The sequence below is a fragment of the Klebsiella sp. CN_Kp075 genome, from assembly GCF_040065055.2.
In the GTDB taxonomy this organism is placed as follows: Bacteria; Pseudomonadota; Gammaproteobacteria; order Enterobacterales; family Enterobacteriaceae; genus Klebsiella; species Klebsiella aerogenes.
The window spans coordinates 3,688,211-3,709,534 of the sequence record NZ_CM198050.1 but is presented as its reverse complement, the minus strand read 5'-3'; the positions used below and the strand labels follow the sequence as shown (position 1 = coordinate 3,709,534).

The 21,324-nt window shown below is 57.2% G+C and carries 21 protein-coding genes and 1 riboswitch; of the genes, 12 read left to right on the top strand and 9 right to left on the bottom strand.

Annotated elements, in window-relative coordinates:
• The first annotated feature begins 73 nt into the window (after nucleotides 1–73).
• A complete protein-coding gene (locus tag ABLV78_RS17745; protein ID WP_015367620.1) occupies nucleotides 74–1,456 on the top strand; it encodes an amino acid permease in 1,383 nt (460 codons plus the stop codon).
• Nucleotides 1,457–1,556: 100 nt separating this feature from the next.
• On the opposite strand, the gene ABLV78_RS17740 is transcribed toward ABLV78_RS17745, so the two are convergent.
• Nucleotides 1,557–2,033, bottom strand: coding sequence for a kinase inhibitor (locus ABLV78_RS17740; RefSeq protein WP_015367619.1), 477 nt, complete (start codon nucleotides 2,031–2,033; stop codon nucleotides 1,557–1,559).
• A 70-nt stretch (nucleotides 2,034–2,103) separates the two neighbouring features.
• Nucleotides 2,104–3,393 (bottom strand): adenosylmethionine--8-amino-7-oxononanoate transaminase, encoded by a 1,290-nt coding sequence (gene bioA / locus ABLV78_RS17735; protein WP_047049505.1) that lies wholly within the window; start codon nucleotides 3,391–3,393, stop codon nucleotides 2,104–2,106.
• Nucleotides 3,394–3,478: 85 nt separating this feature from the next.
• On the opposite strand from bioA, the gene bioB reads away from it, so the two are divergent.
• The 5 genes from bioB (at nucleotide 3,479) to uvrB (ending at nucleotide 9,711) form a co-directional block, all read left to right on the top strand.
• Nucleotides 3,479–4,519 (top strand): biotin synthase BioB, encoded by a 1,041-nt coding sequence (bioB, locus tag ABLV78_RS17730; protein ID WP_032714117.1) that lies wholly within the window; start codon nucleotides 3,479–3,481, stop codon nucleotides 4,517–4,519.
• Nucleotides 4,516–5,673: an 8-amino-7-oxononanoate synthase gene (gene bioF / locus ABLV78_RS17725; protein ID WP_047049167.1), complete on the top strand. Its 1,158-nt coding sequence runs from the start codon at nucleotides 4,516–4,518 to the stop codon at nucleotides 5,671–5,673. Before bioB ends, bioF begins: the two co-directional genes overlap by 4 nt.
• Nucleotides 5,657–6,412 (top strand): malonyl-ACP O-methyltransferase BioC, encoded by a 756-nt coding sequence (gene bioC / locus ABLV78_RS17720; protein ID WP_047049165.1) that lies wholly within the window; start codon nucleotides 5,657–5,659, stop codon nucleotides 6,410–6,412. Before bioF ends, bioC begins: the two co-directional genes overlap by 17 nt.
• Nucleotides 6,405–7,085: a dethiobiotin synthase gene (bioD, locus tag ABLV78_RS17715; protein WP_045395061.1), complete on the top strand. Its 681-nt coding sequence runs from the start codon at nucleotides 6,405–6,407 to the stop codon at nucleotides 7,083–7,085. The genes bioC and bioD overlap by 8 nt, the downstream gene beginning before the upstream one ends.
• 610 nt (nucleotides 7,086–7,695) lie before the next feature.
• Nucleotides 7,696–9,711 carry an excinuclease ABC subunit UvrB gene (gene uvrB, locus ABLV78_RS17710; RefSeq protein ID WP_045395058.1) on the top strand — a complete coding sequence of 672 codons (2,016 nt, stop codon included), beginning with the start codon at nucleotides 7,696–7,698 and terminating at the stop codon, nucleotides 9,709–9,711.
• Nucleotides 9,712–9,916: 205 nt separating this feature from the next.
• On the opposite strand, the gene pmrB is transcribed toward uvrB, so the two are convergent.
• From pmrB to yvcK, 4 genes are all read right to left on the bottom strand, one after another.
• Nucleotides 9,917–11,014 carry a two-component system sensor histidine kinase PmrB gene (gene pmrB / locus ABLV78_RS17705; protein WP_047049161.1) on the bottom strand — a complete coding sequence of 366 codons (1,098 nt, stop codon included), beginning with the start codon at nucleotides 11,012–11,014 and terminating at the stop codon, nucleotides 9,917–9,919.
• Nucleotides 11,015–11,018: 4 nt separating this feature from the next.
• Nucleotides 11,019–11,690 carry a two-component system response regulator PmrA gene (pmrA, locus tag ABLV78_RS17700; protein ID WP_032705592.1) on the bottom strand — a complete coding sequence of 224 codons (672 nt, stop codon included), beginning with the start codon at nucleotides 11,688–11,690 and terminating at the stop codon, nucleotides 11,019–11,021.
• The gene (eptA, locus tag ABLV78_RS17695; RefSeq protein ID WP_047049158.1) at nucleotides 11,687–13,330 is read right to left on the bottom strand and encodes a phosphoethanolamine transferase EptA; all 1,644 of its coding nucleotides are present in this window, start codon (nucleotides 13,328–13,330) and stop codon (nucleotides 11,687–11,689) included. The genes pmrA and eptA overlap by 4 nt, the downstream gene beginning before the upstream one ends.
• Nucleotides 13,331–13,440: 110 nt before the next feature.
• The gene (yvcK, locus tag ABLV78_RS17690; RefSeq protein ID WP_045395054.1) at nucleotides 13,441–14,346 is read right to left on the bottom strand and encodes a uridine diphosphate-N-acetylglucosamine-binding protein YvcK; all 906 of its coding nucleotides are present in this window, start codon (nucleotides 14,344–14,346) and stop codon (nucleotides 13,441–13,443) included.
• Nucleotides 14,347–14,554: 208 nt separating this feature from the next.
• Nucleotides 14,555–14,692, top strand: a riboswitch (molybdenum cofactor riboswitch).
• Here yvcK and moaA point away from each other — a divergent pair.
• From moaA to ABLV78_RS17660, 6 genes are all read left to right on the top strand, one after another.
• Nucleotides 14,680–15,669, top strand: a complete 990-nt coding sequence (gene moaA, locus ABLV78_RS17685; protein ID WP_059304916.1) for a GTP 3',8-cyclase MoaA — start codon at nucleotides 14,680–14,682, stop codon at nucleotides 15,667–15,669. It overlaps the preceding riboswitch by 13 nt.
• A gap of 23 nt (nucleotides 15,670–15,692) precedes the next feature.
• Entirely contained in the window at nucleotides 15,693–16,205 is a 513-nt protein-coding gene (moaB, locus tag ABLV78_RS17680; RefSeq protein WP_045395052.1) for a molybdenum cofactor biosynthesis protein B, read from the top strand.
• A 3-nt stretch (nucleotides 16,206–16,208) separates the two neighbouring features.
• Nucleotides 16,209–16,697, top strand: coding sequence for a cyclic pyranopterin monophosphate synthase MoaC (gene moaC, locus ABLV78_RS17675; protein WP_047049152.1), 489 nt, complete (start codon nucleotides 16,209–16,211; stop codon nucleotides 16,695–16,697).
• A complete protein-coding gene (moaD, locus tag ABLV78_RS17670; protein WP_015367604.1) occupies nucleotides 16,690–16,938 on the top strand; it encodes a molybdopterin synthase sulfur carrier subunit in 249 nt (82 codons plus the stop codon). The genes moaC and moaD overlap by 8 nt, the downstream gene beginning before the upstream one ends.
• Before the next feature lies 1 nt (nucleotide 16,939).
• Nucleotides 16,940–17,392, top strand: coding sequence for a molybdopterin synthase catalytic subunit MoaE (moaE, locus tag ABLV78_RS17665; protein WP_032707649.1), 453 nt, complete (start codon nucleotides 16,940–16,942; stop codon nucleotides 17,390–17,392).
• A 44-nt stretch (nucleotides 17,393–17,436) separates the two neighbouring features.
• Nucleotides 17,437–18,141: a Bax inhibitor-1/YccA family protein gene (locus tag ABLV78_RS17660; protein WP_045395050.1), complete on the top strand. Its 705-nt coding sequence runs from the start codon at nucleotides 17,437–17,439 to the stop codon at nucleotides 18,139–18,141.
• Between the two features lie 93 nt (nucleotides 18,142–18,234).
• On the opposite strand, the gene ABLV78_RS17655 is transcribed toward ABLV78_RS17660, so the two are convergent.
• Genes ABLV78_RS17655 through ABLV78_RS17645 form a run of 3 tightly spaced genes read right to left on the bottom strand, consistent with a single transcriptional unit; the run spans nucleotide 18,235 to nucleotide 21,199 of the window.
• Entirely contained in the window at nucleotides 18,235–19,200 is a 966-nt protein-coding gene (locus tag ABLV78_RS17655) for a lysylphosphatidylglycerol synthase domain-containing protein (RefSeq protein WP_047049149.1), read from the bottom strand.
• The gene (gene clsB / locus ABLV78_RS17650; protein WP_047049146.1) at nucleotides 19,197–20,441 is read right to left on the bottom strand and encodes a cardiolipin synthase ClsB; all 1,245 of its coding nucleotides are present in this window, start codon (nucleotides 20,439–20,441) and stop codon (nucleotides 19,197–19,199) included. The genes ABLV78_RS17655 and clsB overlap by 4 nt, the downstream gene beginning before the upstream one ends.
• Entirely contained in the window at nucleotides 20,438–21,199 is a 762-nt protein-coding gene (locus ABLV78_RS17645; protein ID WP_047049144.1) for an endonuclease/exonuclease/phosphatase family protein, read from the bottom strand. The genes clsB and ABLV78_RS17645 overlap by 4 nt, the downstream gene beginning before the upstream one ends.
• Nucleotides 21,200–21,324 lie beyond the last annotated feature (125 nt).

Sequence of the window (21,324 nt, the reverse complement as noted above, 5' to 3'; positions counted from 1 at the left end):
GGGGGGATGTCATCCCCCCGACCGTCCTACATCGCATATTTGTCGTCATATAAAAAAACCAGGACACCTGTATATGCAACAACAACACAAACCGCATCTGCTGCGCGGGCTGAATGCCCGACACATTCGTTTTATTGCGCTCGGTTCCGCTATCGGCACCGGGCTGTTCTACGGTTCGGCCTCCGCCATTAAGGCGGCGGGGCCGGCGGTACTGCTGGCCTATCTGATAGGCGGCGCGGCGGTCTTTATGGTGATGCGCGCGCTGGGTGAAATGGCGGTGCGCAATCCGGTTTCCGGCTCCTTCGGCAGCTACGCTCGCCAGTATCTTGGGCCGCTGGCCGGATTTATTACCGGCTGGACCTACACCTTTGAAATGGTGATCGTGGCGCTGGCCGACGTCACCGCATTCGGTATCTATATGGGGTTGTGGTATCCCGATGTGCCGCGCTGGATCTGGATCCTTAGCATCATCTTCTTTATTGGCGCGATGAACCTGTGCAACGTGCGGGTGTTCGGCGAGATGGAGTTCTGGCTGTCGCTGATTAAAGTGGTGGCGATTATCGCCATGATGGCGGCGGGCGCAGGGATCATCTTCTTTGGCTTTGGCCATAGTTTCCCGGCCACCGGGCTGGAAAATCTGTGGAGCCACGGCGGCTTTGCGCCAAATGGCTGGCAGGGGATCATCGCTTCGCTTGGCATCGTGATGTTCGCTTTCGGCGGCGTGGAAATTATCGGCGTCACGGCGGCGGAAGCGCAGAACCCGAAGAAGGTCATCCCGCAGGCCATCAACACCATTCCGCTGCGTATTATTCTGTTTTACGTCTGCACCCTGGCGGTGCTGATGGCGATCTTCCCGTGGAATAGTTTTGGCGAGCAGGGCAGTCCGTTTGTGCTGATCTTCGATGGTCTCGGGATCCCGGCGGCGGCGACCGTGCTGAATATCATCGTGATTAGCGCCAGTATCTCGGCGATTAACAGCGATATTTTTGGCGCCGGGCGCATGATGTACGGTATGTCGAAAGAGGGGCTGGCGCCGAAGTGCTTCCAGCGAATCGCCAGCAACGGCGTCCCCTGGATGACGGTCGTGGTGATGGGCGTGGCGCTGCTGGTGGCGGTGGTGCTTAACTATCTGATGCCGGAACAGGTATTTGTCCTGATTGCCTCGCTGGCGGCGTTCGCCACCGTCTGGGTGTGGCTGATGATCCTGCTCTCTCATTTCTCGATGCGCCGCGGTTTGTCGGCTGAAGAGCGCAGTAAGATCGAATTCCCGATCCCCTTCTGGCCGGTTGGCCCGCTGTTGACGCTACTGTTTATGGGGCTGGTAATCGCCGTGTTGGGAATGGTGGAAGAGACGCGCGTGGCGCTGTTAGCCGGGCTGGTGTGGCTGGGGCTGCTGACGGTGGTGTGGTACGCGCGCGTGCGTAAAACCGCGTTGCAGGTGGCCACTGAACAGTAAGGTCAATTTCCCCGGTGGCGCTGCGCTTACCGGGGCTACAAATGGCACTGACCATAGCGAGTAGCCCGGCTAAGGCGCAAGCCGCTATCCGGGGGGATAATTAACTGAACAGGGCGGTGATGGAAGCGCTGGCGAGCGAATGGAAATGGACATTAAAGCCGACCATCGCGCCGCTCGCCTCGGCGTCGATATCAATCTTATCGATATCCAACGCGTGTACGGTAAAAATGTAGCGGTGGGTTTCACCCTTCGGCGGCGCGGCGCCGCCGTAGCCGGCCTTACCAAAATCGGTGCGGGTCTGAATGGCCTCTTCCGGTAGCTCCGCCTGACCGGAACCGGCCCCTTGCGGTAAAACCCGGGTATCGGCAGGCAGGTTGGCTACCACCCAGTGCCACCAGCCGGAACCGGTCGGCGCATCCGGGTCGTAGCAGGTGACGACAAAGCTTTTGGTTCCTGCGGGAACGTCGTCCCACATCAGATGCGGCGAAAGATTATCGCCATCGTACCCCATACCGTTGAATACGTGACGATTAGGCAGCTTGCCGCCGTCTTGCAGATCGTGACTGGTCAGTTTCATGCTTCATCCTCATTGATAATGCGCTGATTAACAAAGAAGTGTAGCTTTCCCGACGGCGCAATTCCGCTGTTTATTCGCTAAAAAATGTTTCTTCTTGTACCGCCATATTGACCGCACGGGTCAGGCGAGTCAGCTGTTGTGGGCTGATGATGTACGGTGGCATCAGATAAATCAGGCGGCCAAACGGGCGGATCCATACCCCTTGCTCAACGAAAAAGCGCTGCAGAGCGGCCATGTTGACCGGATGACGGGTTTCAATCACGCCAATCGCGCCGAGTACGCGCACGTCGGCGACCCATTCTGACTCGCGCGCCGGAGCCAACTCGGCCTTCAGCTGGGCTTCAATCGCCGCTACCTGCTGTTGCCATTCGCCGCTCTCCAGCAGGCGCAGGCTTTCGCTTGCCACCGCGCAGGCCAGCGGATTGCCCATAAAGGTGGGGCCGTGCATAAAGCAGCCGGCTTCGCCATCGCTGATGGTTTCAGCTACCGTTCGGGTGGTGATGGCGGCGGAAAGGGTCATGGTACCGCCGGTCAGCGCTTTACCCAGACAAAGGATATCGGCGGAGATACCGGCATGCTCGCAGGCGAACAGTTTGCCGGTACGGCCAAAGCCGGTGGCAATCTCATCGGCGATCAGCAAAATCCCTTCCCGGTCGCACATTTTACGCACTCGCTTTAGCCACTCCGGATGGTACATGCGCATCCCGCCTGCGCCCTGGACTACCGGTTCGAGGATCACCGCGGCGATTTCGTGGCGATGCGCGGCCATCAGGCGGGCAAACGGCACCATATCCATCTCGTCCCACTCGCCGTCGAAGCGGCTTTGCGGCGCGGGGGCAAACAGGTTATCCGGTAGGTAGCCCTGCCACAGGCTGTGCATTGAATTCTGCGGATCGCAGACCGACATCGCGCCGAAGGTGTCGCCGTGATAGCCGTTGCGGAAGGTCAGGAAACGACGGCGCGGCTGGCCCTTAGCCTGCCAGTACTGCAGCGCCATTTTCATCGCCACTTCTACCGCCACCGAACCGGAATCGGCGAGGAAAACGCACTCCAGCGATTCCGGCGTCATCGCCACCAGCTGGCGACAGAGCGCCACCGCCGACGGATGGGTGATCCCGCCGAACATCACGTGCGACATCAGGTCGATCTGCGCTTTCATCGCCGCATTCAGGCGCGGGTGATTGTAGCCGTGGATCGCCGCCCACCAGGAGGACATGCCGTCAACCAGCTGTTCGCCGCCGGCGAGGGACAGCTCGCAACCGTGGGCGGAAACCACCGGGTAGACCGGCAGGGGGGAAGTCATAGAGGTGTAGGGGTGCCAGATGTGGCGCCGATCGAAGGCGAGATCGTCCAGTGTCATAAGCGACTTGTAAACCATTTTGAAAACATTTAGGTTTACGAGTATAAACCGAACCGTAAATTAACAAAACCCTTTGGAGAGGCTAATGGCTCACCACGCACGTTGGACAATGTCGCAAGTAACTGAGTTATTTAATAAACCGCTCATCGATCTGCTATTTGAAGCGCAGCAAATCCACCGTCAGCATTTTGACCCGCGTCAGGTGCAGGTCAGTACGTTGCTATCGATTAAAACCGGCGCTTGTCCGGAAGACTGTAAATATTGCCCGCAAAGCGCACGCTACAAAACCGGCCTTGAATCCGAGCGCCTGATGGAAGTCGAGCAGGTGCTGGAATCGGCGCGTCAGGCGAAAAACGCCGGCTCGACCCGTTTCTGCATGGGCGCGGCGTGGAAGAACCCCAACGACCGCGATATGCCGTACCTGGAACAGATGGTGAAAGGCGTCAAGGCGCTGGGGCTGGAGTCCTGTATGACGCTCGGTACCCTTACCGATAGTCAGGCGCAGCGTCTGGCCGGCGCGGGGCTGGATTACTACAACCATAACCTCGACACCTCGCCGGAATTTTACGGCAACATCATCACCACCCGTACCTATCAGGAACGTCTGGATACGCTGGATAAGGTACGCGATGCCGGGATTAAAGTGTGCTCCGGCGGCATTGTCGGGTTGGGGGAAACCGTGAACGATCGCGCCGGGCTGCTGCTGCAGCTGGCCAATTTGCCAACGCCGCCGGAAAGCGTGCCGATCAACATGCTGGTGAAGGTCAAAGGTACGCCGCTGGCGGATAACGACGATGTCGACGCCTTCGATTTCATCCGCACGATCGCTATTGCGCGCATCATGATGCCTACCTCCTACGTGCGTCTCTCCGCCGGGCGCGAGCAGATGAACGAGCAGACTCAGGCGATGTGCTTTATGGCCGGGGCGAACTCGATTTTCTATGGCTGCAAGCTACTGACGACGCCTAACCCGGAAGAAGATAAAGACCTGCAGCTGTTCCGCAAGCTGGGGATCAATCCGCAGCAGACGGCGGTGCTGGAAGGCGATAATGAGCAGCAGCAGCGCCTGGAGCAGGCCTTACTTACCCCCGACACAGAGGAATACTACAACGCGGCGGCGCTATGAGTTGGCAGCAACGAATCGATCGGGCACTGGATGAACGGCGGGCGGCGGAGGCTTTACGCCGCCGCCTGCCGGTAAGCCACGGCGCCGGACGCTGGCTGGAGCGTGAAGGGGAGCGCTGGCTCAACTTCTCCAGTAATGACTACCTCGGCCTGAGCCAGCATGGCGCGATTATCGCCGCCTGGCAGCAGGGGGCGGAACGTTATGGCGTCGGTTCCGGCGGGTCGGGCCACGTTAGCGGCTATAGCGAGGTGCATCGCGCGCTGGAAGAGGAACTTGCCGACTGGCTGGGCTATCCGCGCGCGTTGCTGTTTATCTCCGGCTTTGCCGCGAATCAGGCGTTGATTGCCGCGCTGGCGGAAAAAGACGATCGGATTGTGGCCGATCGCCTGAGCCATGCCTCCCTGCTGGAGGCGGCAAGCCTCAGCCCGGCGCAGCTGCGCCGCTTTACCCACAATGACCCGCAACAGCTCGCTCAACTGCTGGCGAAACCGCTGGACGGCCAGCAGTTAGTCGTTACCGAAGGGATTTTCAGCATGGACGGCGACAGCGCGCCGCTGGCTGACATTCAGGCGGCAGCCCTCAGCGCCGGAGCATTATTACTGGTTGATGATGCTCACGGAATCGGGGCGATTGGCGATGAAGGGCGCGGAAGCTGTCATACGCAGGCGGTTCGTCCGGAGCTGCTGGTGGTCACCTTCGGCAAGGCGTTTGGGGTGAGCGGCGCGGCGGTACTGTGCAATGAATCGATGGCCGACTATCTGCTGCAGTTTGCCCGTCATCTTATCTACAGCACCGCGATGCCGCCGGCGCAGGCGGTGGCGCTGAGCGCGGCCCTGCGGGTCATTCGTAGCGATGAGGGCCAGCAGCGGCGGGAAACCCTGACCGCCCGCATCCGTCAGTTCCGTGCAGGAATGGGCGATGTTGCGCTGGGGCTGACCGATTCCCGGAGCGCGATTCAGCCGCTGATTGTCGGCGACAACGCGCGAGCGCTGGCCCTGGCCTCCAGCCTACGCGGGGCCGGCTGTTGGGCTACCGCCATTCGTCCGCCGACGGTTCCCGCCGGCGGCGCGCGTCTGCGCCTGACTCTGACTGCCGCTCATCAGGCCGAGGACATTGCGCGTTTACTGGAGGTGCTGCATGGCCACGGTGAATAAGCAGGCTGTGGCCGCGGCGTTTGGTCGGGCGGCCAGCGGCTATACGCAACATGATGAGCTGCAGCGCCGCAGCGCTGAATTGCTGCTGCGCCAGTTGGCGAGGAGCGATTTTGCCCGAGTGCTCGATGCCGGCTGCGGCCCCGGCAGCATGAGCCGTTACTGGCGCGAAGCGGGAAGCGAAGTTACCGCGCTGGATCTCTCCGCCGGGATGCTGGCGCAGGCGCAACGCAACGACGCCGCGCAGCATTATCTGCAGGGCGATATCGAAGCGCTGCCGCTGCCGGATGCCTGCTTCGATCTGGCATGGAGTAACCTGGCGGTACAGTGGTGTGACGAACTAAGCGCGGCAATCGGCGAGCTGTACCGGGTGGTGCGGCCCGGCGGGCGAGTAGCGTTCACCACGCTGCTCGCCGGATCGCTACCGGAACTCAATCAAGCGTGGCGGGCGGTCGACGACCATCCCCATGCTAACCGTTTTCTCAGCGAACAGGCGGCAAGGGCGGCGCTGAGCGGCCTGCGCGCCGAAGGCGTGGTGCATCAGATTAGCTTACCGTTCGCCGACGCGTTAAGCGCCATGCGCTCGCTAAAGGGCATTGGCGCCACCCATTTACACCAGGGGCGGTCGTCTGCGCCGCTTAGCCGCGGCAAGCTGCGCGAACTGCAGCTGGCCTGGCCGCAACAGCAGGGCCAGTGCCCGCTGACGTATCATCTTTTTACAGGAGTCATTGAACGTGACTAAACGTTTCTTCGTTACCGGAACCGATACTGAAGTCGGTAAAACGGTCGCCAGCAGCGCGCTGCTGCAGGCGGCGAATCAGCTGGGATTTAACACCGCGGGCTATAAGCCGGTGGCTTCCGGTAGCGACCTGACCGCACACGGGTTACGCAATGAAGATGCGCTGGCCCTGCAGCGCAATAGCCGGGTAGCGCTGCGCTATGAACAGGTTAACCCTTATACCTTTGCCGAGCCGACCTCGCCGCATATTATTAGCGCCGATGAAGGACGACCAATCGCCGCGACCACGCTTTCCTGCGGCTTACGCGAGCTGGAACGCCTGGCCGATTGGGTGCTGGTGGAAGGGGCTGGCGGCTGGTTTACGCCGCTCTCGGAAACCCTGACCTTCGCCGACTGGGCGCAGCAGGAACAACTGCCGGTGATTTTAGTCGTCGGCGTTAAACTTGGCTGTATCAATCACGCGATGCTCACCGCCCAGGCGGTACGCAAGGCAGGGCTGCCGCTGGTGGGCTGGATCGCCAACGATATCCAGCCGCCGGGTAAACGCCATCGCGAATATCTGCAAACCTTAACGCGGGTATTGCCAGCGCCGCTGCTGGGGGAAATTCCCTGGCTTGCCGACGCATCGCAGCGTAAGGACCTCGCGCAGTACCTGGATCTGAGCCCACTGCAATAACCCCGCATAAGCCTGCGAGACGGCTCTATTTTTTGTTGACAGGACGATGAAATGTGGTCCAGAAAACGCAAAAAATCCAGCCGTCTTTAGCTGATAAATATCAAAAAAAATTCGATAATTTTTTTTAGCCGCGGGCTTTGGTCCGATGAGACTTTTCTGCCGGGTGGCAGACCTCGCGGCCTGCAGACAGTTATCCACTATTCCTGTGGATAACCTTGTGTATTAGAGTTAGAAAACTTGCGGTAAGCTAGAGAGTACGCGGCCTGCGAGCAAATTGGCGCGAAACCCGTCTTTTGGTAAATTATGTTTTATTTCAGCAAGTTAAATAAAAGCAATGGCTGTCAGAAAAGTGTCACCGGCTGCCATAAAAGATTCATTACCTTGCTTGACAAATGTTAAATGATAAATGTTTCTGGGGATAACCACACAGGCTGGTGGATTATTCCGCAAAGCGCGCATTTTACGCCCGCCGTCAGAGTACAACGCGTCCGTTTACCGCCATACAATAATGCGATACTGTTTTTATATCCAGTATTATTTATTGGCAAAAGTCAAACTGAAGGGTAGAATTAAACACCTGCTGGCCAATCCCATCTTCAGGTCCTGAAATATGAGCAAACCGTTCAAGCTGCACTCCGCATTCCGTCCTTCAGGCGATCAGCCCGAAGCCATCCGCCGCCTGGAAGAGGGGCTGGAAGATGGCCTTGCGCATCAGACCCTGCTTGGGGTAACCGGTTCGGGGAAAACCTTCACCATCGCCAACGTTATCGCTGATTTACAGCGCCCGACGATGGTGCTGGCGCCGAACAAAACCCTGGCGGCGCAGCTGTATGGCGAGATGAAAGAGTTCTTTCCCGAGAATGCGGTGGAGTATTTTGTCTCCTATTACGATTATTATCAGCCTGAAGCCTACGTTCCGAGCTCGGATACCTTTATCGAAAAAGACGCCTCGGTGAACGAACACATTGAGCAGATGCGTCTGTCGGCCACCAAAGCGCTGCTCGAACGGCGCGACGTGGTGGTGGTGGCTTCGGTTTCCGCCATCTACGGTCTTGGCGATCCGGATCTGTATCTGAAGATGATGCTGCACCTGACCACCGGCATGCTGATCGACCAGCGGGCGATCCTGCGCCGGCTGGCCGAACTGCAATACACCCGCAACGATCAGGCCTTCCAGCGCGGCACTTTCCGCGTGCGCGGCGAGGTTATCGATGTCTTCCCGGCGGAATCCGATGATATCGCGCTGCGTATTGAACTGTTTGACGAAGAGGTCGAGCGGCTATCGCTGTTTGACCCGCTGACCGGCCACGTTGAATCGTCCATTCCACGCTATACCATCTATCCGAAGACCCACTACGTTACGCCGCGCGAGCGTATCGTTCAGGCGATGGAAGAGATCAAAGACGAGCTGGCTGACCGCCGCAAGGTACTGCTGGCGAACAACAAACTGCTTGAAGAGCAGCGGCTGAGCCAGCGCACTCAATTCGACCTCGAGATGATGAACGAGCTGGGCTACTGCTCGGGAATTGAGAACTACTCGCGCTTTCTCTCCGGCCGCGGGCCGGGCGAGCCGCCGCCGACGCTGTTCGACTACCTGCCGGCGGATGGCCTGCTGGTTATCGATGAATCGCACGTGACTATCCCGCAAATCGGCGGTATGTACCGCGGCGACCGGGCGCGTAAAGAGACGCTGGTGGAGTATGGCTTCCGCCTGCCGTCGGCGTTGGATAACCGGCCGATGAAGTTCGAAGAGTTTGAAGCTCTGGCGCCGCAGACTATCTACGTTTCGGCGACGCCGGGCGCCTATGAGCTGGAAAAATCCGGCGATGAGGTGGTAGATCAGGTCGTCCGCCCAACCGGGCTGCTGGATCCGGTCATCGAGGTGCGTCCGGTGGCGACGCAGGTCGACGATCTGTTATCAGAAATCCGTACCCGTGCGGCGATTAATGAGCGCGTACTGGTGACGACGCTGACCAAACGCATGGCGGAAGATTTAACCGAATACCTGGAAGAGCACGGCGAGCGGGTGCGCTATCTGCACTCCGATATCGATACCGTCGAGCGCATGGAAATTATTCGCGATCTGCGTCTTGGCGAGTTCGACGTGCTGGTGGGTATCAACCTGCTGCGCGAAGGGCTGGATATGCCGGAAGTATCGCTGGTGGCGATACTTGATGCCGATAAAGAGGGCTTCCTGCGTTCCGAGCGATCGCTTATCCAGACCATCGGCCGCGCGGCGCGTAACGTTAACGGCAAGGCGATCCTTTACGGCGATAAAATCACGCCATCGATGGCGAAGGCGATCGGTGAAACCGAACGCCGCCGCGAGAAGCAGCAGCGTTATAACGAAGAGCACGGTATTGTGCCGCAGGGGCTTAATAAGAAAGTGGTCGATATTCTGGCGCTGGGTCAGAACATCGCGAAGACCAAAGCCAAAGGCCGCGGTAAAGCCCGTTCTCCGGTGGAAGCCGATAGCGTCGAACTGACGCCGAAAGCGCTGCAGCAGAAGATCCACGAGCTGGAAGGGCAAATGATGCAGCACGCGCAGAACCTTGAGTTTGAGGAAGCGGCACAGATTCGCGATCAATTGCATCAGCTACGCGAACTGTTTATTGCGGCATCGTAAGGGCGATACGAGGAACGGTTAAAAAATGACGGCAATGCGTAATTTGCAATTGCCGTCACGCTATTATCTTAGGGTCTTAATGTTGGCTTAATTTTCTTCAGCCAAACTATCCTCAGTTTAATGAGGATAGCGCCATGCAAAAACTGACCAACCGTGAATATCTGGCCATTGCGACCGCCTTTGTGATTGTGATCGCCTTCTTACATCAATGGGTATTAACCTTCTGACGCGAACTGCGTGGGAACAGCACCCAGGCGCGGACGCCCGGCCCGGGCTGGCGGTTATGTAAAAAGAATTGCGCATCGTGAAGTTGAGCGATGCGGGTGACAATGCTTAAACCGAGGCCTATTCCGCCATAGCGGCTGTCCATGCGGACAAACGCTTTACTCAGTTCGCCGCTCTTGGCCTCATCAATGCCCGGCCCTTCATCTTCTACTGCCAGAATCGGCGTATTTCCCGGTTTTACCGAAATCTTAATCTTCGACCCCGCGGGGCTATAACGGTGCGCATTCTCCACCAGATTGCGTAAAATCACCCGCGCCAGCGTCGCATCTCCGGAAATGAGATCCTCGCCTGCGCCGCTTTCTATCTCCAGCGTCTGCTGGCGCGCTTCGAGCATTGTTTTCAGCTCATCCTGTAGAGGCTCCACCACATCTTCGTGCAAATGAACCTGCTGGTAACTGCCGGCGGAAAACGACTGCCCAACGCGCGCCAGTTGTAGCAGCTGAGAAATGCTGTTGGTCATCTGATCGAGACGTTGAATTAAGGGATCAACGCTGACGCCGTGAACCTTCGCCAGCAGTTCCAGATGCAGGCGCAGCCCGGCAAGAGGGGTACGCAGTTCGTGGGCGACGTCGGCGGTAAACAGACGCTCGCGATCGAGCGTCATGGTCAGCCGCGACACCAGTTGGTTAATCGCCATAGTCACTGCGGTCACTTCCGGCACCGACTCCTGCAGAATAATGGGTTGCAGATTATCCGGCGTCCGGCTTTCCAGCTCGCTCTGCAGATTTGATAGCGGACGGGTGATTTTCTTCACCGCCACCAGGCTGATATACAGCGCCAGCCCGATGATCAGCAGGCTGGGTACCAGCAGGCTGGCGACCGCCTCGCGTACCTCATGCTCGACGTGCCTTTGATTGTTATGACCCTCAATGGCGCTGGCAACCAGCAGCTGGATTTGCTCTTTGCTTTCATGCCATAGCCAAAATACGCTGATCAGCTGGCAGACCACCAGAATCGCGCCGATGGTCAGCAGCAGGCGGTGGCGCATGGTCCAGGTTTCGGTCGCAAACAGTGCCATAGCGTTATTCTGACTCCGTATTATTCACCAGCATGTAGCCAAAGCCGCGGACGGTGCGGATCCGCGCTTTACCAATCTTGTCGCGCAGATTATGGATATGCACTTCAAGGGTATTGGTGGCCGGTTCGTTATCCCAGCTGTAGATATCATTGTAGAGAATTTCGCGATGCACCGGGCTGCCGGCCTTCATCATCAGGCGCGAGAGCAGGGCATACTCTTTTGGCGTCAGCTCCAGAGATTCGCCGGCCAGCCACACCTGACGACGGGTAACATTAAGGCGCAGGTTGCCGACGGTCAGCTCATTATCGCCCTGATTATTATGACGACGCAGCAGCGCGCGAATGCGGGCGTTGAGCTCTTCCAGCGCGAAAGGTTTCACCAGGTAATCATCTGCGCCGGTATCCAGCCCGCTGATGCGGTCGCCCACGGTATCGCGGGCGGTGAGGATGAGCACCGGCTGGGTGAATTTCTCCCGGCGCATACGCGCCAGGAAATGCAGACCGTCTTCATCCGGCAGGCCCAGGTCGAGCACCACCAGACTGTAATGGTTGCTGGCTAGCGACAGCGCGGCTTCGTGCGCGGTGGCGACGCCATCGCAGACATAGCCTTCGCTTTGCATGGCCAGGATTAACCCTTGTAACAGGAGCGCATCGTCTTCAATGACTAAGATTTTCATCTGCCGGTCTCTCTACATGGCGTTAAAAGGTCGTCTTTTGCCTGATACTCGCGGGTGTCTACCCCGAGCAGGCCAAGCAGGGTAGAAAACAGATTATCTTGTGAATAATCGTTCGTCTTCGCCTGTTGTTGCAAACACTGGCTGGATACGCCATAGCGTTGCTGGTAATCCGGCGACAGCCACAGCAGCATCGGCACGTGTTTTTGCGTGTCCGGCGCAATTGAGTAAGGCAGGCCATGCAGATACACGCCATCTTCACCCAGCGATTCGCCGTGGTCAGATAAATACACCAGACTGGTGGTAAATCTATCTTGTTTTGATTGCAGCAATTTTATCGCTTTATCAACCACATAGTCGACATACAAAATGGTGTTGTCATAGGTATTGGTCAACTGTTGTTGCGTACAACTTTGGATTTCATTGGTATTGCAGGTTGGGGTGAATTTTTTGAATTCAGCCGGGTAGCGGTTGTAATAGGTCGGGCCATGACTACCAATGGTGTGCAGAACAATAATGCCATCCTGCTGTAAATTATCGATATAGCTATCAAGATTATGGAACAGCACGTCATCGTAGCACTCGCCATCAATGCACTGGCCGCTAAGGTTCAGGTTGGTGACGTTTTGGTGCGGTACGCGGTCACAGGCGCCCTTACAGCCGCCATCGTTGTCGTTCCACAGCACCTGTACACCGGCGCGCTGAAGAATATCCAGAACGCCTTCCTGATGGTGCGCCAGTTCTTCATCGTAATGCGCGCGCGGCATATTGGAGAACATGCAGGGGACGGAAACCGCGGTCGCGGTGCCGCAGGAGGTGGTTTTCGGGAAGTACACCACGTCGTCCTGCTTCAGGCGTGGGTTAGTTTCGCGATCGTAACCGCCCAGCGAGAAATTCTCGGCGCGCGAGGTTTCTCCCAGCACCACGATGGTCAGATTTTTACGCGCGCCGTTATGCATCACCGCTTTCTGTTTGGCATCTTCGCCGATCTTCACCAGCGGCAGGTTGTCCATCCGGTTATGCGCATACCATGAGTTCAGCGCCACAATGCTGTTGGAGGGACTTAACGATTTCACCAGCTCTTTATTGTTACGGAACACCGAGGCGTAATCTTTGTAGAACAGCGCCGCCACCAGCACAATCAGCAGTGCTGAAACGGCGATATTGAGCAGGCGCATCGCCGCGCCGCGCCAGAAAGAGGCCGGTTTACGAACTTTAATCCACCAGGCGACCAGAACCATCAATAGCCCGGAGAGGCCCAGTATGATGACCATTTTCGTCGACAGCAGAGCAAAGCTTTCCGCAGGTGTCGTATCGAAGATATTGGCGATCATCGAACGATCGATCACCACGCCGAAGGTCCAGATAAAGTACTGCGCCGAGGCGCTCAGCAGAATAAACAGGCTGATGACCACCCGGTCGAGTTTTAAGAACGAGGCGAGGGTGGTGATGATGTTCATCACGCTAATCGCCACGATCGGCATACTGAGGAAAACCAGCCAGTTATGGAGATTGTTTACCGGCAGTAGCGGGAAAACCTGGCGATAAAAGGCCAGGTTAAGAAAGATACCGATATAACAGGCAAAGAGAATCAAATAAGCCGTGCGGCCGAGTACCGGCCGACGTAAAGAAATAAACGACATAACGAATACCCGTAGTAGGAGATGCTCGTTATGTTGACAGCGATATTTTAAGACAACCTTAAGATTTTAATCTGAGGCGTAGTCTTGTTTAAAATAGTGCCGCTTGAGGATTAACCTAATGCCTGAATAGCCTGCTCCAGCGCCTGGCGAAGCAGTACGCGGTCATGCCGATAGGTGACATCGCTGGCATCCAGCGCGGTTTGAATCACCAGTCGTTCTTCCATACCCTTAACATCGGCTTTCGGCCCGACGATGGCGGCATCAATCACTTTTTTGCCGACGTAATGTTCCAGAATAGTAATTCTGTCCGCCAGCGTCAGATTGGCGGCTGGGCTATGTTCCTTACCCAGGTTATCGATAAACACCATGGGCGCCGGGGTCCGCCGCAGCGCCTGGGCCATTTCGTCGAGCAGTAAAATGGGCAGCAGGCTGGTGTAGAAGCTTCCGGGCCCAATCAGGATCAGATCGGCCTCGGCGATGGCCTCAACCGCTTCGCGAGTCGCCGGCACCGGTGGGCTGAGCATCAGTTCCTGAGGCACGTGATCCAACTGATCGATATTCACTTCACCATAAACTTCATGGCCTTCATGATCGAGCGCCACCAGATCGACCGGTTGTTCCGACATCGGGATCAGGAAAGCATCTACTTTAAGCAGATTTCTGATCAAATTGATGGCCTCTAAAGGCCGTACGCTCAGGTGATCCAGCGCCTTTAACATCAAATTTCCGAGGTTATGTCCGGAAAGCTCGCCATTGCCGCCAAAACGGTACTCAAACATTGCTGAAGCGACGCTGGGTTCGGCGATTAATTGATTAATGCAGTTGCGCATATCGCCCCAGGCGATCCCCCCTTCCGAGCGGCGAATTCGCCCCGTTGATCCGCCGTTATCGGTGGTGGTCACGATGCCGGTCAGGCGCGAGCCGAGCGACGAGAGCGACGACATCACCCGCCCCAGACCATGGCCTCCGCCAAGGGCGACGACGCGGTCCAGATCGGCGAAAGTGCGATTGCGCATACGAATTCCTTCTGTTCAATGTTCGGGTTTAGCGTATCCGATCTACCCCTAAAAGATAATGCCCGGTTTCCGTCAAACTGACCGATATCAATGTTAAAGTGTGATTTTTGGCTATTCTGTACTGAAAATGCAAGATATTAGCGATATATAGATGATTATATAGCGAAAATGAAAATGGCGAAACCATCGTGAAAGCGCTACTATCGGCATAACCAACTAACACTCTAGCCTTAGTACCTGTGTCGCAAGATATGGTGCTCTGGCCGCGGCAGCCGCGCTGTCGCCAGGGCGTGGAAAGAAATGACCACGCCTCCCGTACTTGGAAAGGTGTATATGGCCTCACAGCTTACTGATGCATTTGCGCGTAAGTTTTATTACTTGCGCCTGTCGATTACCGACGTGTGTAACTTTCGTTGCACCTACTGCCTGCCGGATGGCTACAAGCCCGGCGCCGTGACCAACAAGGGCTTTCTTAGCGTAGACGAAGTGCGCCGCGTGACGCGCGCTTTTTCCGCCCTTGGCACGGAAAAAGTCCGCCTTACCGGCGGCGAACCCTCTTTACGTCGCGACTTTACCGAGATTATTGCCGCCGTGCGTGAAAACAGCGCGATTCGTCAGATCGCGGTGACCACCAATGGTTACCGTCTGGCTCGCGATGTCGAACGCTGGCGCGATGCCGGGCTGACGGCGATAAACGTCAGCGTCGATAGCCTCGACGCTCGCCAGTTCCATGCCATTACCGGTCAGGATAAATTCCAGCAGGTGATGGACGGTATTGACGCCGCCTTTGCCGCCGGTTTTGAAAAGGTTAAGGTCAACACCGTGCTGATGCGTGATGTCAACCATCACCAGCTCGACACCTTCCTCGCGTGGATCAAACCACGTCGTATTCAGCTGCGTTTTATTGAGTTAATGGAAACCGGCGAGGGCAGCGACCTGTTCCGCCGTCACCACATTTCCGGCATGGTGCTGCGCGATGAACTGCTGCGTCGCGGCTGGATCCACCAGATCCGTCAGCGAAGCGATGGCCCGGCCCAGGTCTTTTGCCATCCGGATTACGCCGGCGAAATCGGCTTGATCATGCCGTATGAAAAAGACTTCTGCGCCACCTGTAACCGTCTTCGCGTCTCATCCGTTGGCAAACTGCACCTGTGTCTGTTTGGCGAAGGCGGCGTAGATCTGCGCGACCTGATGGCCGAGGATGAGCAGCAGGCCGAGCTGGAAGCGCGGATAGCCGAAGCCTTAACCCATAAAAAGCAGACCCATTTCCTGCACCAGGGCAACACCGGTATTACGCAGAACCTGTCGTATATTGGCGGATAATCGTTTTCGAAAGGAGCATTCAGATGAGCCAGGCTAGCGCTGAGTTTATCCCGACCCGTATTGCTATTCTTACCGTTTCCAACCGCCGCGGCGAAGAGGACGATACCTCTGGCCACTGGCTGCGCGATGCGCTGCACGAAGCGGGACATACCCTCGTCGATAAGGCGATTGTGAAAGAGAACCGCTACGCGATTCGCGCCCAGGTTTCGGCGTGGATTGCCAGCGATGAGGTGCAGGTGGTGCTGATCACCGGTGGTACCGGTTTTACCGACGGCGATCAGGCGCCGGAAGCGCTGCTGCCGCTGTTTGACCGCGAGGTCGAAGGTTTTGGCGAAGTGTTCCGTATGCTTTCGTTTGAAGAGATTGGCACCTCGACGCTGCAGTCCCGCGCCGTTGCCGGCGTTGCCAACCGCACGCTGATTTTCGCCATGCCGGGCTCGACTAAGGCCTGCGCCACCGCGTGGGACAATATTATCGCGCCGCAGCTGGATGCGCGCACTCGCCCGTGCAACTTCATTCCTCATTTAAAGAAATAGTTTATGTCACAACTGACCCACATTAACGCCGCGGGCGAAGCCCACATGGTTGACGTTTCCGCCAAAGCGGAAACGGTACGCGAGGCGCGCGCTGAGGCTTACGTTGAAATGCAGGCCGCAACGCTTGCGATGATTATTGACGGCAGCCACCATAAAGGTGATGTGTTCGCCACCGCGCGTATCGCCGGGATCCAGGCTGCGAAACGTACCTGGGAGCTGATCCCGCTGTGTCATCCGCTGATGCTCAGCAAAGTAGAAGTGAACCTGCAGGCGCAGCCGGAACATAACCGCGTGCGCATTGAGTCACTCTGCCGCCTGACCGGTAAAACCGGCGTAGAAATGGAAGCGCTGACCGCGGCCTCGGTTGCCGCGCTGACGATTTACGATATGTGTAAAGCGGTACAGAAAGATATGGTGATTGGCCCGGTACGTCTGCTGGCGAAAAGCGGCGGTAAGTCCGGCGATTTTAAGGTGGAGGAAGCCCATGATTAACGTCCTGTTTTTTGCCCAGGTGCGCGAACTGGTTGGCACCGATACCCTGACTCTCGACGCCAGCGAATTGCCGACCGTTGAAGCCGTGCGTCAGCAGCTTGCCGCGCGCGGAGACCGCTGGGCGCTGGCGCTGGAAGAAGGAAAATTGCTGGCGGCGGTCAACCAGACGCTGACCTCGTTTGACCATCCGGTCGCGAGCGGCGACGAAGTGGCGTTTTTCCCGCCGGTCACCGGGGGCTAAGATGACGCAAACTCGTATCGTGGTTAGCCCGGCGCGCTTTTGTGTCGGCGATGAGTATCCGTGGCTGGCCGAGCGCGATGAAGACGGCGCGGTGGTCACCTTCACCGGCAAAGTGCGTAATCACAATCTCGGCGACAGCGTGAAAGCGCTGACGCTGGAGCACTATCCGGGCATGACCGAGAAATCGCTGGCGGAAATCGTCGAACAGGCGCGGGAGCGTTGGCCGCTTGGCCGGGTGACGGTTATCCATCGCATTGGCGAAATGTGGCCGGGCGAAGAGATTGTTTTCGTTGGCGTGACCAGCGCCCACCGCGGCAGCGCCTTCGCCGCCGGCGAGTTCATTATGGATTACCTGAAAACCCGCGCGCCGTTCTGGAAACGCGAGGCGACGCCGGAAGGCGAACGCTGGGTCGATGCCCGCGACAGCGATCATCAGGCGGCAGAGCGCTGGTAGTGTGATACGCTTACTGAGAGAAACTTGTTAATCAGGAGATAGTCATGGACAGATTCCCTCGTTCCGATTCAATTGTTCAGAGCCGCAGCGGCCTGCAGACCTATATGGCGCAGGTTTACGGCTGGATGACGGTCGGGTTGTTGTTAACCGCGTTTATCGCGTGGTTTGCGGCGAATACCCCGGCGGTCATGATGTTCGTCTTTTCAAGCAAAATCACTTTCTTCGGGCTGATTATCGCCCAACTGGCGCTGGTGTTTGTGCTCTCGGGGATGGTGCAGCGCTTAAGCGCGGGCATGGCGACAACGCTATTTATGCTTTATTCGGCGCTGACCGGACTAACGTTAGCGAGCATCTTTATCGTTTATACCTATTCGTCTATCGCCAGCACTTTTGTGGTCACCGGCGGGATGTTCGGCGCGATGAGCCTGTATGGTTACACCACCAAGCGCGATCTGAGCGGCTTCGGCAGCATGCTGTTTATGGGGCTGATTGGTATCGTGCTGGCGTCGTTGGTTAACCTGTGGCTGAAGAGCGAAGCGCTGATGTGGGCGGTGACTTACATTGGTGTGGTGGTGTTTGTCGGCCTGACCGCCTACGATACCCAGAAGCTGAAAAACATCGGCGAGCAGATTGATACCCGCGATAGCGCCACGCTGCGTAAATATTCGATTCTCGGCGCTTTAACGCTGTATCTGGACTTCATCAACCTGTTCCTGATGCTGCTGCGTATCTTCGGCAACCGCCGTTAATATCATCCCGGATAGCGGCGCGATGCGCCTTATCCGGGCTACCAATCCAGGCAATCCGCAAAAATGTCGCCCGGTAAGCGCAACCGGGCCGTTTCATCCGCGGGCCAGCTTGCGTTCGTTCTTCTGCCGCAGCTTTTTCGCCCGACTCTCCAGCACCAGATAGGCGACGGTCGCCAGCAGCAACGGCAGAAAATAGTACAGCGCGCGCCACGCCAGCAGAGCGGCGATTATCGCCCCCTTCGAAATCGACTCGCCGGAGAGCATGGCGATAAACACCGCCTCCAGCACGCCAATTCCGGCGGGAATATGAACGATAACGCCGGCGATACTGCTCACCAGAAGCACGCCCAGCACCAGAAAATAGTTAATCTCGCTGCCCAGGAGCAGCCAGATAATCGCCCCCATCACCATCCAGTTCGCCGCCGAAATCCCTATCTGTAGTAGAGCGAAACGAAAAGAGGGCAGCACCAGCCGCTGCCCCTTAATCGTCATGTGGCGGCGTTTAGCGAAGGCGCAAGCGAAAAGATAGAGCAGGGTAAAAAGCAGCAGAACGCCGCCAATAATACGTAGCGTGGTTTGGCTAATGTACCAGTGCGGCGGCAGCGTCACCAGATTCGCGGTGAATATGACGCCGCCCAGCAGAATATAGCCCAGCCAGTTGGTGGTAATGCTAAGCGAGAAAATACGGGTAATGGTGCTGCCGTTCAGCCCCAGCCGCGAGTATAGCCGATAGCGCATTCCGATCCCGCCAACCCAGGTACTCAGCGTCAGGTTAAAGGCGTAGCAGATAAACGATACCAGCATCACCTGTTTTTTTGCCAGCTTATGGCCGCACCAGGCTCGCCCGAGCAGATCGTAGCAGCCATAAATCAGGTAGCTGACGATAACCAATCCAACGGCGCTAAATAGCGCCAGACGATCGTAGCCGCGGATGACCTTCCATACATCCTGCCAGTCGACCTTTTGCGCGTAAATCACCAGCAATACGATGACGGCGATAAAAAAGAGCACGGTCAGCACTCTTTTCGCCATCCGCCAGCGGGGATGCGATTTGCTCATAGCGGATTGTCTCTGGTTTGCGTTTCTACCCGGTCCTGGGTTTCAATTTCCGGCTGCACCGGCGGGCTGACCCTGGCCAACTGCGGGGTATGCGCCGGCAGCCAACCGACCCAGGCGGGGAAGTGGCGCAGAAAGTGGAAGGCCAGCACGCTGACGCCGAGCCGCCACCAGTTGCGTTTTGGCAGCATAGACTTATCTATCTGCTGGCAATCTCTGGCGATAAGGGCGTTGAGGTTATCGCGCAGGGTCTGGTTGAACTCGCGGTCGTGGATAATCAGGTTGGCCTCCAGATTCAACGACAGGCTCAGCGGGTCGAGGTTACTGGAACCGACGGTGGCCCAGTGGTCGTCCGCCAGCGCTACCTTGCCATGCAGCGGACGGCGGCGGTATTCATACACCTGAACGCCGCCTTTAATCAGGTAGTGGTACAGCAGATGGGCGCCAAACTTAACAATCGGAATATCCGGCTCGCCCTGGACAATCAGCTTGACCCGTACGCCGCGCCGGGCGGCATTGCGCATGGCGTGCAGCAGACGGTAGCCGGGAAAGAAATAGGCGTTGGCGATGATGACCTCGCGGCGGGCGCTGGTCAGCATCTTCAGATAGTGACGTTCAATATCGTCACGATGTTCGTGATTATCGCGCCAGATAAATAGCGCCTGCGCTTCGCCAGGGGTTTGGTTAATTTCCGGCTGATGGCGACGGCGACGCCACCAGCGGCGGGCTGCCTCGCTGGTGGGCAGGTTCTCCAGCTCGAATTGTAGAATATCGAGCACCACCGGCCCCTCAACCTGCACGGCATAATCTTGTTTCGCCTCCGGACCGTAATCGCTCATGTGCTCGGCAGAGTAGTTGATGCCGCCGACAAACGCCGTTGTGTCGTCAATCACCACGATTTTTCGATGCATGCGGCGGAATAAATTGGTACGCATACCCATTAGCCGGGGGCGCGGATCGTAGTAGCGGAAGACCACGCCAGCGGCGGTGAGTTCGCCAACAAACTCATCGCTGAGATCAGGCGAGCCGTAGCCGTCGAGCAGCACTTCCACCTGAATACCGCGGCGGGCGGCTTTCAGCAGCACCGCATGCAGGCGCCAGCCCACCTCATCTTCAAACCAGATAAAGGATTCGAGGATCACCTTGCGCTGCGCGCGGCCAATGGCGGCGAATAACGCCGGATAATACTGGTCGCCATTCTCCAGTAGGGTAATACGATTGCCTTCCTGCCAGCGACATTTCACAGATGTATCTCCACGCTCAGGGGCGCATGATCGGACAGATGCCGCCAGTGTTTAAGAGCCAGCGCCTTCGGATGGCTGGCATGAGCATTCTTAACGTAAATACGATCGAGGCGCAGCAGCGGAAAAGCGACCGGAAAGGTGCGCACCGGCCGCCCGCGGGCGCGAGTAAAAATCTCTTCAAGCCCCGCCTGCGCTTTTAAGGGCTGATTAGCCTGCTGGCGCCAGTCGTTGAAATCACCAGCTACTACCACCGGATCGTCTGCCGGTAGCGTATTGACCCACTCCGCCAGCATCGTTAGCTGTGCCTGCCGCTGGTGCGCGCGAAGACCGAGATGCACGCAGATGACGTGGATCGTCACGCCGCTGCGCGGAGGTACGATGCGACAGTAAAGCAGGCCGCGTTTTTCGCCATTGCCGACTGAGATATCGCGATTTTCATAGTATTCAATGGGAAAGCGCGACAGTACCGCATTGCCGTGATGGCCTTCGGGGTAGACCGCGTTGCGCCCGTAGGCGTAATCGCTCCACATGGTGTCGGCAAGAAACTCGTAATGGGTGGTGTCAGGCCAGTTTTCGATATGCAAAGGGTGCACTTCGTGCGCGCCCATCACTTCCTGTAGGCAAACTATGTCGGCGCTGACGCTGCGAACGGCCTCGCGCAGTTCGGGCAAAATAAAACGCCGATTAAACGCCGTAAAGCCTTTATGAGTGTTAATTGTCAGCACGTTCACCGAAATTCGCGACGTTGGCTCAGCCATAATTCTCCAGTTAATGTCACTTTCCTGAATAAAATAGTGTAGTAGACGTCACAAAAAGATGCGGTGATACGGAATTTTCCGTAAAGTGCGGTACTCTGAGTAGCAGAGAAAAATCCTTCAGGAGA